Source organism: Photobacterium kishitanii, from assembly GCF_000613045.3.
Taxonomy (GTDB): Bacteria; Pseudomonadota; Gammaproteobacteria; order Enterobacterales; family Vibrionaceae; genus Photobacterium; species Photobacterium kishitanii.
The window spans coordinates 1,113,833-1,126,126 of sequence record NZ_LN794353.1 but is presented as its reverse complement, the minus strand read 5'-3'; the positions used below and the strand labels follow the sequence as shown (position 1 = coordinate 1,126,126).

13 protein-coding genes are annotated in these 12,294 nt (G+C 36.4%); 5 read left to right on the top strand and 8 right to left on the bottom strand.

Translation table 11 applies throughout. The features are described 5' to 3' along the window. Nucleotides 1–307: 307 nt before the first annotated feature. Entirely contained in the window at nucleotides 308–1,795 is a 1,488-nt protein-coding gene (putP, locus tag PPBDW_RS20330; protein WP_036792126.1) for a sodium/proline symporter PutP, read from the top strand. Between the two features lie 101 nt (nucleotides 1,796–1,896). On the opposite strand, the gene PPBDW_RS20325 is transcribed toward putP, so the two are convergent. Beyond that, on the bottom strand, nucleotides 1,897–2,268 hold the full coding sequence (locus tag PPBDW_RS20325) for a hypothetical protein (RefSeq protein ID WP_036792123.1): 372 nt from the start codon (nucleotides 2,266–2,268) through the stop codon (nucleotides 1,897–1,899). A gap of 520 nt (nucleotides 2,269–2,788) precedes the next feature. On the opposite strand from PPBDW_RS20325, the gene cspE reads away from it, so the two are divergent. Beyond that, complete coding sequence (gene cspE / locus PPBDW_RS20320) at nucleotides 2,789–3,001, top strand: transcription antiterminator/RNA stability regulator CspE (RefSeq protein WP_005372751.1); 213 nt, start codon at nucleotides 2,789–2,791, stop codon at nucleotides 2,999–3,001. Between the two features lie 228 nt (nucleotides 3,002–3,229). Here the strand turns inward: cspE and PPBDW_RS20315 are convergent, their stop codons facing one another. From PPBDW_RS20315 to PPBDW_RS20295, 5 genes are all read right to left on the bottom strand, one after another. Beyond that, nucleotides 3,230–3,562 (bottom strand): hypothetical protein, encoded by a 333-nt coding sequence (locus PPBDW_RS20315; protein ID WP_036792120.1) that lies wholly within the window; start codon nucleotides 3,560–3,562, stop codon nucleotides 3,230–3,232. Between the two features lie 8 nt (nucleotides 3,563–3,570). Beyond that, on the bottom strand, nucleotides 3,571–3,897 hold the full coding sequence (locus PPBDW_RS20310) for a hypothetical protein (RefSeq protein WP_036792119.1): 327 nt from the start codon (nucleotides 3,895–3,897) through the stop codon (nucleotides 3,571–3,573). A gap of 321 nt (nucleotides 3,898–4,218) precedes the next feature. Beyond that, a complete protein-coding gene (locus tag PPBDW_RS20305; RefSeq protein WP_036792118.1) occupies nucleotides 4,219–6,594 on the bottom strand; it encodes a Lon protease family protein in 2,376 nt (791 codons plus the stop codon). Nucleotides 6,595–6,808: 214 nt separating this feature from the next. Beyond that, a complete protein-coding gene (locus PPBDW_RS20300) occupies nucleotides 6,809–7,690 on the bottom strand; it encodes a 6-pyruvoyl trahydropterin synthase family protein (RefSeq protein WP_036792117.1) in 882 nt (293 codons plus the stop codon). Nucleotides 7,691–7,853: 163 nt separating this feature from the next. Next, nucleotides 7,854–8,522 carry an outer membrane beta-barrel protein gene (locus tag PPBDW_RS20295; protein ID WP_036792116.1) on the bottom strand — a complete coding sequence of 223 codons (669 nt, stop codon included), beginning with the start codon at nucleotides 8,520–8,522 and terminating at the stop codon, nucleotides 7,854–7,856. 293 nt (nucleotides 8,523–8,815) lie between these two features. Here PPBDW_RS20295 and PPBDW_RS20290 point away from each other — a divergent pair, with 293 nt between their 5' ends. Next, complete coding sequence (locus PPBDW_RS20290) at nucleotides 8,816–10,297, top strand: C69 family dipeptidase (protein ID WP_036792115.1); 1,482 nt, start codon at nucleotides 8,816–8,818, stop codon at nucleotides 10,295–10,297. A 256-nt stretch (nucleotides 10,298–10,553) separates the two neighbouring features. Beyond that, on the top strand, nucleotides 10,554–10,721 hold the full coding sequence (locus tag PPBDW_RS20285) for an addiction module component (RefSeq protein ID WP_107174117.1): 168 nt from the start codon (nucleotides 10,554–10,556) through the stop codon (nucleotides 10,719–10,721). A 74-nt stretch (nucleotides 10,722–10,795) separates the two neighbouring features. On the opposite strand, the gene PPBDW_RS20280 is transcribed toward PPBDW_RS20285, so the two are convergent. Next, nucleotides 10,796–11,029 carry a hypothetical protein gene (locus PPBDW_RS20280; protein WP_146145224.1) on the bottom strand — a complete coding sequence of 78 codons (234 nt, stop codon included), beginning with the start codon at nucleotides 11,027–11,029 and terminating at the stop codon, nucleotides 10,796–10,798. Between the two features lie 309 nt (nucleotides 11,030–11,338). On the opposite strand from PPBDW_RS20280, the gene PPBDW_RS20275 reads away from it, so the two are divergent. After that, the gene (locus tag PPBDW_RS20275) at nucleotides 11,339–11,578 is read left to right on the top strand and encodes a hypothetical protein (RefSeq protein ID WP_036792113.1); all 240 of its coding nucleotides are present in this window, start codon (nucleotides 11,339–11,341) and stop codon (nucleotides 11,576–11,578) included. A gap of 100 nt (nucleotides 11,579–11,678) precedes the next feature. Here the strand turns inward: PPBDW_RS20275 and PPBDW_RS20270 are convergent, their stop codons facing one another. After that, nucleotides 11,679–12,077, bottom strand: a complete 399-nt coding sequence (locus tag PPBDW_RS20270) for a zinc ribbon domain-containing protein (RefSeq protein WP_230850411.1) — start codon at nucleotides 12,075–12,077, stop codon at nucleotides 11,679–11,681. Between the last annotated feature and the right edge of the window lie 217 nt (nucleotides 12,078–12,294).

Below are 12,294 nucleotides of genomic sequence, written 5' to 3'. Positions count from 1 at the left end.
AAAAACTTTAATACAAAATAAAAAAATAACAGTAAAAAACGAGAACCACTCAATACTAACAAATCTTTAATTTGCATAATTAACACATTTTGGGTATTTTTAATAACCATAAATAATTTAAAACTTTTTATTATAAGTAAAAAGTTTCATTTTGATATTTTTAACGAGTTAGTAGAACGCTAATTCCGTCAGAATAATAAATAGATATAAAAAATCTAAATCAAGTAATAAATAAGGTACCAGTAACCTTTATACCAAAACTCATTTCTTGGTTAAAAACTACTGGTCAAACAATAAAGGAGATTCAATGTCTACTTACTATATCGTGTTAGCAGTTTACTTTTGTATTATATTTGCTATCGGAATAGTCGCGGCACGAAAAACAGAAGGAAATTCAGATTATGTTCTTGGTGGTCGTAGCTTAAGCCCTGGTGTTACAGCACTTGGTGCTGGTGCTTCAGATATGAGCGGTTGGTTATTATTAGGTTTACCTGGAGCTGTATTTGTTTCAGGTTTAGATCAAATTTGGTTACCTATTGGTTTAACCATTGGTGCTTATTTAAATTGGCATTTCGTGGCGAGAAAACTACGAATTTATACTGAAAATGTCGGTGATGCACTAACGATCCCTTCTTACTTTTATGCTCGATTTGGCAGCGATAATCGCACACTCAGATTAATGACAGCATTAGTTATCCTTATCTTCTTTACACTTTATGCTGCTGCAGGTTTTGTAAGTGGTGCTTTCTTAATTCAAACCTTATTCCACATTCCTTATACACAAGCAGTATGGATCGGGGCAATATTCTTAATGGTTTACACTGCCATTGGTGGATTTTTAGCCGTTAACTGGGTTGATTTCTTCCAAGGCTCATTAATGTTCTTTGCGCTATTAATTACACCAATAGTGACATGGTACAACCTAGATCCAGCAATTGATCAAAGTGTATTACCCGCACATTACTTTTCAGTTATTAGTGATAATACAAGTACGATTGGTGTGCTGTCATTACTTGCATGGGGCCTAGGTTACTTTGGTCAACCGCACATCTTAGTTCGCTTTATGGCTATTGGTGATGTAAAAGGCATGAGTGTTGCTCGAAAAATTTGTATGAGTTGGATGATTGTTTCTTTAGTAGGTGCATTTGCCGTAGGTATTACTGGAGCCATGTACTACTCAGGTGCAAACCATCACTTCGATAACGAGATGATCTTTTTAGAACTAGCAAAAGGCTTATTCCCAAGCTGGATTGCAGCTGTTCTGATTGCTGCGGTACTCTCTGCTGTAATGAGCTCGGTTGCAGCACAACTATTAGCATCATCAAGTGCATTAACCGAAGATATTGCTCATTTCTTCGATATTAAACTAACTGAAAAGTCCCAAGTTCTTCTTGGCCGTTTAGCTGTAGTTGCAGTGTCATTAGTTGCTATGATTTTTGCGAGTAACCCACAAAGTACTATTTTATCAATAGTAGGCCACGCATGGGCCGGCATGGGAGCAGCATTTGGACCCGTGGTTTTATTCTCATTATTCTGGCGCCGTTGTAGTGCTCATGGTGCTATCGCCTGTATGGTTGTTGGTGCAACAGTTGTGCTATGTTGGATTGCCGCTCACTCAGCATGGCCGAATTCAACTGTCTTTAGCTTATACGAAATTATTCCGGCTTTCTTATTAGCATCTATTGCGTTGGTTGTAGTTAGTTTAAAAGGCGAAAAGCCCAACGAAAAAACATTACGTCATTTTGATGAGGTTAATGAACATTGTCACAAACTACATCTACAGCAACAGAAATAATCCATTCATAAATAAACGTTACAGATAAAAAAAACCCGCATAACGCTCTTTTATAGAGAATAAATGCGGGTTTTTTATCATTTGTAATCTATGTACGACGATTAAATTTCTTTCATTGCCGAGACTACAGACGGATCATTAATCAAGTTAAATAATAAGCTCTTAGCTGCTGTTCTCTGAGCATCAGACAACACTTTCTTAGGATTTTCTCTTGATTGAATTAAAATATTTGTGATGAATTTGCTATTTGTACCCGATAATTCATAGACAAATCGAAGTGTATCAAGCAACTCACTTTGCGGTAAGCTGTACACCGCCATCTCACAACTAAGACCATCCATAGCAAGAAAATTATTCACCACAGCTTTACGCTCAGCCTTAAATATTTCTTTCGCTTTAAATCCGTCAATAAGCGCCTGTACCCTATCAGCGATAGCAACAGGTACTTCCATTGTTTTAGTTTCATGAGTCATTATTGCTTTCCTTATTCTCGTTCATCTCTAGGATTAGTTTTATGTTTATATGATCCCTAACTACGAACGATGATTACACTTAAACCATCAATCTAGCATATTGTTTTAATCATAAAAGCTAAGCTACACCTAGTACTTTAGCATAATAACGCCTTCTAATGCGCTAGATTATGAAGACAATAGATAAAGATCTTCACCAACGGTCATTTGTCATCAAAATCAATTATTATCAGCATCTTAGATTAGAAAAAAAACGAAGAACACCCCCACTAATGGCATGCTTTTAAAAAAAACACGCAAAAATAGATGTACATCAGCACCACAACTGCTATTATCCATCTCGCTCTGTTGTTTAAGAGTTATTAAATGCAACACCAAGTAAAAGTTAAACTAAAGCTACATTGACGGTTTCGTTTTGTATCTCTGTGTTTCCCTTGTATTGGCAGTAACATTAATAATTTAACCACGTAGCACATCGCATTTTAGCGGTTAATTAATCTCAACTAATAAGGGACATCTCATGTCTAACAAAACAACTGGTCTAGTAAAATGGTTTAACGAAGAGAAAGGTTTTGGTTTCATTACTCAAGACAACGGCGGTGCTGACGTATTCGTTCACTTCCGTGCTATCGCTTCTGAAGGTTTCAAAACTCTTGCTGAAGGCCAAAAAGTGTCTTTTGAAGTAGAGCAAGGCCAAAAAGGTCTTCAAGCTGCAAACGTTGTAGCTCTATAATTTATCTTTTTTATAGATAAATAAAAAAATGCTGGCTATGGCCGGCATTTTTTATATCTATAATTTGCCAATCATCTTTCATAATGAACAACATTGATAGCCAACAAAACGTATATGTCCAAATAAAATCTTCATTACAAGCTACTTTTATATACGACTACTCACTTCATTTCTAGCTATCTTTAAATTAAAAAAAGCCGCCAAAGCGACTTTAAAAAAACATACCTATTAAACACCCGTATTAACTAAACGACATGCATCATTAATCTGAGCATTTGACAATATAGACGATAATTTTTCTTTATTATTATTACAAATAGTTAATAATGATCCCGTTTCAGCCGTCCAACCATTCTTAACCCAAAATTTAATTATTTCTACTGGGTCTTTTATATCTCTTTCAACTTGTAGTTGTAAAGATACCAAATTGAAAGGGTTATCTAATATCTTATCCAAAAGAAGTGCTTTGTTTTCACTAACTAAATATATTTGTACAGCAGTTGTAATCCAACCGGAAAGAGCCAACATTAATAATAGCAAAATAATTATTTTTTTATTCATGAGACTCACTAAATACGCAATCTACAAACAATAGCAATTGAATCACTTGATAAAATTTGATTCAATTTCCTACGATTATTATCGCAAATAGTTGTTATAGAAGCAGTTTGTGCTGTCCATCCTTTTTCAAACCATTCTTGCATTTGAGCAACAATTTCAGCATCATTCTTTTTATCTTGCAAAGCTTGATGGACAATATTGAAAGCATTTTCAGTTATCTTTTCATTAATATATTGTTTTTCATTTCTATTATCCAAAACAATAAGTAAAGAAGATACTAACCAACCCGAAAGTGAGATTACAGCAAATAAATAAACCAATTTTTTACTTAACATCTAAAACTCATAGTTATAAATTTCATATTACAATAATCTTATATATTATTTGTATCAATAATATATAAATATAAAAATGTAAAAATTTATGACAATGATTAGAATTGATTTTTTATTAGATCTTTATTTTTAATTTAAAATGACGTTGATAGTAATGATATTTTATATGTTAAATGGGAATTTTCTGTCAGTTAACATACCTAAAAAGATAACTATTCCTTTTCATAATAATACAAACTGACCACAATGTAGTCAGCTCATATTAATTGGACATAAAATATATAATTATTTCATTTGTAGATATAAAAGCACAAATCGTTACTAACGACGTAATGCATTAAGCTTACTTTGTACTAAACCAAATACGGTATCTGATGGATAAAAACCTTGTTCAGCCTCAATGCCAACCGCATTGCCGGTGAAAATTTCAATCGCTTGCGATACATGACTGATCGCCCAAATCTGAAACTCACCTTTTGAAACAGCTTCAACAATATCTTTACGTAGCATTAAATTATGCACGTTAGACTCAGGTATTATCACACCTTGGCCTGCCGTTCTGCCTTTAATACCACACACATCAAAGAAGCCTTCAATTTTCTGATTAACACCACCGATCGGTTGTGCTTCACCAAACTGGTTCATTGAACCGGTAATCGCAATATCTTGTCGTAGTGGTAAACCAGAAAAAGCCGAAATAATTGCACATACTTCAGCCATAGATGCACTATCACCATCAACACCACCATACGATTGCTCAAAAGTAAGGTGGGTGGTTAAGGGGATTTTCGCTGTTTTACCAAATACAGAAGCCAGATAAGCAGATAGAATCATCACTCCTTTTGAGTGAATATTACCGCCTAATTCAGCACTACGTTCAATATCAAACACCTCTCCACTACCATAAGCGGTAGTCGCGGTGATACGACTCGGCGCGCCAAACTGATAATCGGAGGTTGAGATCACTGACAATGCATTCACTTGTCCAACTGCATGTGTATGAACATCTAATAATGTTGTCCCAGTGACGAAACTTTGCATAACATGATCTTTTAAACGACTAACCCGTAACTCTTGATTTAACATCGCTTGTTCAACATGGCTACTGCGGATCATCGTGGCATTAGAAGCTCGCGCAACGTAATTAGTTTCACGTAATAAATTAGCAATATCAGCCGAGTGCAATGAGAGTTTATTTTGATCATCAGCTTGGCGTGAGCTGTATTCAATAATACGAGCAATGGCCTTACGATCACAATGTAGCATGTCGTTATCATGCACAATACTGGCAATGAAACGTGCATATTGCTCTTCTGATGTATCATTACGCGGCATATCATCTTCAAAATCAGCGGTAACACGAAACAGTTCTTTAAATTCTGGATCATAGTGCTGTAATAACTGATAAGTCTGATAATCACCAAACAGAATAATTTTCACATTTAACGGAATAGCTTCAGGCTCTAATGAAATCGTACCTGAGAGGGTAACTTCTCGCTCAAGTGAGCTTAAATTTAATTTTTGCGCACGCAGTGCACGTTTTAGTCCATCCCACACATACGGACGTTCAAGGACTTTCACCGCATCCATCATCAACACCCCACCATTGGCACGATGAAGACTACCTGCTCGAATTAAAGAAAAATCAGTAAATACCGTTCCTTTATAAGTCGCATTTTCAATATAACCAAAAATTGAATGGTAACTAGGACTTTCTTCAACTTCGATAGGAAATTTACGCTCATCAAGCTGATGTACTAAGACATTTACTTGGTAACGCCGCGGCATTTTCTTATCTAATGAAGCATATGCGAGTGCTACTTGTTCTTCATTTTCTTCAAGAAAAATATCAATATTTTCTAAAATATCAGTATACATATCAGCTAAATATGCTTTTACATCAGCTACTTTTTTGTATTTTAACTGCAGATCTTTAATGCAATGACCGACAACTTCTTGAGCGATATTTTCATCAAGCTTTTGTTGTTTATTTGAATATTGTTCTTCCCATTCAGTCAATTTACGCACGATACCACGCAGTTCAACTTCCAGATCATTAATGGTATTCTCAAACAATTGTTGATCTTCAGCTGACAATGCCGCGAAACTATCCTCACTGTGCGGCTCTTTACCATTCATTGCGACTAACTGGTAATCACCCTGAGTTGTGATTGATACACTGACACCACGCTCTTCAGCGCTTTTTGTTAGCGACTTTAAGGTCGTTTCTTGTTTAGTCGCTAGCTCTGCTTTTAATTTTTCCGCGCGTGAATAATAAAGCTCATTATCAAACGCTAATGGAAACGCTTTAACTAATCGCTTCATCAGGTTTTCAATGTCTTTTTTAAAGCTACAGCCTTCCCCTGCTGGAAGTTTAAGTACCTTAGGGCAACGTGTATCGCCAAAATTAGACACATAACACCAATCATACAATGTATGACTATTGCCATTAGGCTCATGACGATTTAAATAACGCATCACCATGGTACGTTTACCTAAGCCATTGCGGCCAATAGCATAAATGTTATAACCTTTTTCTTTTATCGACATTGCAAACTCAACCGCATGTTGAGCTCGCTCCTGTCCTACGATTTCATCTAATGGTGTAAGGTGCTTGGTTGACTTACACGCATCATTCAATCCGTTTAAGGCTGCAATACGATACAGCTTGTCACTGGTTAGAGGCGCTAAAGGCATAATCGATCCCTCTTGTTTATGACACTTATTCTAAGTCTACGCATAAATGACTGACTATTAAGTGGTATAACTAGATTTAGTGCGAAAGCTCTCACTATTGACCATTTTTTGATGAAAAAGCAACCACAAAAAAAGCCCAATCCGATATTATTCCTAAAAATAAATATCACATTGGGCTTATTTTTTAATCAATTACAAAGCAATAAACAGAGTTTTAGCCTATCGTTACCATCGCGCCTTTACCTACACCTTCGTAAGCAAAAACATCAAGACGATCAGTTGCAACTAATTGTGGTTTGATTTGTTCAGCAATGTAGCAAGCTAATAACTCAACAGTGGTGTCGGTTGCTAAAATTTCAGTCACTGACTTTGCTATCGCTAATTCAAATTCACCCTGTGGGGCGGTATAACGAAAACCATAATGCGTTTCATCATTAACATTTACCGCTGCCGCGCTTAAATTTAACTCACGAACACTGATAACATCTTCTTGTGAACCTAAGTAAATATCTTGCCAACGTTGTGCCCATTGTTGCTCTAAATCAGCATTACGTTGACCATTAACTACTAACTCAACCGGTGAACGGTGGCCATGAGCAATACGCTGACAATTGCCATCGTGTTTTTTCAAACCATGGCTGTAATGGTAAAACGCACCATCAATTTTCTCATGGCGTAAGATGATTTCTAATCCTTGTACATTTGCAGGTAAATTACCAAGCAACACTTGCTGTACATGTTTCGTCACACTTTCAATAGTGATAGCTTCTGCATCAATAAAACAAAATGCTTGTTCAGGGCTATGTAAGTGAATCGTGTGTTGATCACTCACTAAATCAACCGTCATGTATTCTGCTTTAGTTGTCGCGGTCTGAATTGCAGCTGATGCAGCAGGGATCAATAACCGATGATCAACATATTGATCAACTAACTGTTTAATTTGCTTTTTAACGCGGCTGAAATCAAGCACCATGCTCATTTCATTCAACTCACCCGACATCACCACATCAAGAATCCAACTCTCACCCACCATTCCCCGTTGTGGGCACAAGTAAGATGCGTCAATTACAGTGAGATCTCTAACGAATAGCTTCAAGGTGAAGTCCTTTATTGATAATGGTTGTCGTTTACTAGGGGGATGCATTATACGCGGCTAAACGGATGAGTAAACCTTCAGTTTTCTCACCGTTTAAGAAAATAACTCAACGAGGCTATTACACAAATCAATGATCACACGGGGATATAATCAAAACATGATCTTAGAAACGATAATTTAATGATGCGTACCCTGTTGAAATACTTTTTATTTGTGACGTCATTTTCTTTGATGACCACGGTTTAATATCTTCGCTTTGCGTTGCGGTATGACGTACTCCAATTTCAGCCGTAATATGATTTGAAATACGCCAAGCGACGCCAGCTTGAATACCAAGCACTTTATCTGATTGACTATTTGAACCATAATCCTGACCTTTGCTATCTGCCATCATGTAGCCTAAATGAGCACCAATAAAAGGATTAATTGTTTTATCCGCACGGAAAATATAATCAGCATTTAATAAATGCAACGTCACATCCGTTTCAATTGCTTTAGTACCATTCAAATTGGACTGAGCTGACATTTTCTGCCAACTATAATAAATACGCCCCGCACCACCAGCAGTATAAAAACCAATATCAGCACCAACAACCCCTGCTGCATCAGGCGAAGATAACTGAGTGTTATTAGCCGTAATAGCTGTCATACTAATATTACTTGTGCCACCCGTTATACCAACAAAATAATGAGTGCTATCATCGAATTTAACTAACGGTGCAACCGCATTACTATCACTAACAGGTTGTAAAACAAAAGATTCAGCAGCTTGTGCCGACGTTGATAGTAATAACGTAGTAAATGCGCTGATAATGAATGTTTTATTTCTCATGGGTTAATCTCGTCCTCTAATTCCCTAGTAAATGACATTACATCACTGATATTTATTATAAATTTCTATTATTTATAATACCTTAATAATTCATCAACCCCGAGAAATAACCGCTACATCCTCACAAATGGCTATACTTAATTAACGAATATTTTAATTTAAATCAATATAATAAGGTATAAAACTGCAAAATAATTATACCTATCATCGATATACAAAAGTGACCTTCCTCACAAAATCACACCAAAATTCCCCGTATAACTAATCTATCATTCAATCAATATATATATAAAATGAAAAAGATAACGTTTTTAGCATCAGCTGTAACCACAGCATTAACCGCAATTGTCGCTTTTCCAGCCAGTGCCTGTACTACTATCTTAGTCGGAAACCAAGCCACAACGGATGGTTCTTATATCATTGCTCGTAATGAAGATTACCAAGCAAATAACGCTAAACATTTTGTTTTGCACCCAGCAGAAAAAATGCAGCAAAGTGACTTCCATTCTAATGCGAATAATTTTAGCTACCCTGCAGCAAAAGATGCATTGCAATACACCTCAATGTCCGATTTTGATACTCATAATAAAAGTATGGGAGAAGTAGGCTTTAACTCTGCTGGTGTAGGTATGTCAGCAACAGAAACCATTTATAATGGCGCCAAAGCATTAAAAGCCGATCCCTATGTAACCAAAACAGGTATTGGTGAAGACGCTATTGAAAACGTGATTTTACCGCGTATTCACTCTGCAAAAGAAGGTGTAGAGTTACTTGGTAAGATCATTGAAACTCAAGGTGCTGCTGAAGGATTTGGGGTTGCATTTGTTGATAATGACGGTATTTGGTATTTAGAAAGTGGTAGTGGTCATCAATGGATGGCAGAGAAAATCCCTGCAAATAAATACTTTGTTTCTGCAAACCAAGGACGTTTAACGACTTACTTACCTAATAACCCTAATTATATGGCATCACCAACATTAGTTAACTTTGCGGAACAACATGGTTTATATAAACCAGAAGCAGGTAAGCCATTCAATTTCCATGCTGCTTATTCACAAGACACACTCAATGATGTGACTTATAACTATCCTCGAGTGTGGACATTACAACACATGTACACTCAAGGTTTAACAACCAAGATAGATCAAGGTACAACCTTCCCTGTTTTCTTGAAACCAACCAAAAAACTTAGCGTTGCTGATGTTGAACAAGGGTTACGTAATCATTACCAAGGTACGTCACATGACCCATACGCAACCCAAAACCCTAAAGAAGCTTACCGCCCTATCTCTGTATTCCGTACCCAAGAATCACATGTCTTACAAGTGCGCCCTAACTTACCAACAGCTATTGGCGATGTAGAATACATCTCATATGGCATGACTGCACTTGGGGTTTACTTGCCTTATTACCAAGGTATGACTGAAGTTCCACATGCACTAACTATCGGTACCAATAAAGCTGATAGTGAATCTGCAAACTGGGCATTCCGTAAACTACAAACGTTAGCGATGACAAACTGGAAAGACTTCTCTCCAATCGTACAAACGGCTTATCACAAGTTTGAAATACAGACGGCATCTAAACAACGCGAACTTGAAAAGAATTATCTAAAAATTTACAAGCGCCAACCTAAAAAAGCACAGGCTCTAATCAACGAGTTTGAGAAAACAACGGTTGCTGATGCATTGGCATTAACGGAGCAGTTAACCAATACATTATTTACCAAAATGACATATACCACAGACATGACTTATCATTTTGAAGGTGCGTAAGTTTAATTAATTACCGCAGATCGACTGTCAATTAAAACAAGAAGATCATCATTGATCTTCTTGTTTTATTCGTTTTAAATCGCCTTTCAGCAACAATCGCCACCCAATCGCTCACAAAATCGGCATTTAAGTTTGCTCAATTATTTACTTAAAAGCACTTTTTATCGTTGCCAGATCAATTTAAAAACACTGCATTATTTGTAGAATTTCAGCCAATTCGTTTAGTTATTCGATTAAATAATTAAGGCTATTATCAATGAAAAACTTCAAAGTTACTTATGTTGTATCGCCACATTTTGATGTTCCTTGCCAATACAACATTAATGCAGCCAGTGAATTAGACTCGCATAAAACTGCACAGCAGGAGCTTGAGATTCGTTATCCGAACCAAAAAATCAGCATTATTACCATCAGCGAAGCATAAATTGGTTTAATTATTGAGCTTAATTATTCTGTAGTAGTTATTGTGTTTGATTTTACTACTACAGAATAAATTATCTACGCCTTCGCGATGGTCGTTAGTGTGTGTTTTATCCAATAAAACACTAATGCCATTGGTGCCAGTAGAACGACTATCGCAACACCATAACTTACAACCGCAGGCAAACCAATTCCCCATGCTAATGCAAACGCAATTCCACCAATGGCATCGGTCATCATTTTGAGTAATGAATGTTGACTAATAAGTAGCGGTAGCCATGGTAAAATTAATATCCCAACTCCGATACTCACTATATTTATCTTGGTACTTTGCTTGAACATCTGAGTCTTCTCTTAATTTAACGGCTAATTGATTGTTAGGGGCATTAATCCTTTAAGCAACTAAAATTATTACTTGCACTCAAATAACGAAACGATTGACGCAATCAACGATACATTATTACTATTAAGTAAAAGTAATTTGAGTATTAACCTTATTATCATTTACTTTAAATTTAATATAATTAGTCTACACAACATCAACCCCTTTGATGTTATTTAACCCCAATTCCTGTGTATTCCTGATTGCTCATCAGCAAACATTTCCTATTGGAGGGCACAATGAATCAACAACGCGCAGAGAATCTTTATTATTATCTTAGGGAACAAAATACACCACAAAAAGAAATGAATGTGGTGATCAAGCAACTTATTGATAATTACAATATTAATTTATATCCACTCGACCGACGTTACCGCGCACGTATTGGCTATTCTCCTAATCGATACGATATTAATAGTTATGGTACCGCAGGTTCACGCACAATGAATCAAACTCGTGGCATGCAAAAAACACATTGATTACCTACAAAAAACCCCAATAATCGATAAGCGACTATTGGGGTAAATATATTTATACCTAGATATTAGCGAAAATTTGTTAATAGCTATATCTATGGCATCAGCCTTTAAGGCGATCAACAATCAACGGCACCAAAGAAGTATAAGCATACCATCCAGCCGCAACAATAATGATTGTCCACACAATACGAGAAAACCATTGCGTCCGCTGCATATGACGCGAAGGATCGGGTTCACCACAATGAGGACAAAAATGGGCACGACGAGAAACACTACCATCACAAGCAGGACAATCCGTTAAACGCTTAGAACGTGGCTTTGTCATTGTTTCAGTCACCATCCTATCATTAACAACATCAGAGCTAGATGCTGGTTGACTAAAGTCAGGAGTATTCGCTGGGGACGCTCTATTCCCAGAACGTTTTTCTGCGTGTAATGAAAACGACACCTCATGTTTATCATTGTCGTCATCAAGTGCAGAAAATTCAGTTGTTTTCACTGTAATTCACCATTTGATCAGTTTCTGTACACAGAATACGCAATATTAAAATAATAGTCTCAATTAATATCATTGCGAGCACAATATTAACACTAAGCTCAATAAACAATCGTTACTATCATCACCCTCGAATAAATTAGCAGCAACCATTAGCGTGTAAATTTTTGGCACATCCGGCGAAATATCGTCACAGATACTACACTATTAAAGTACATTC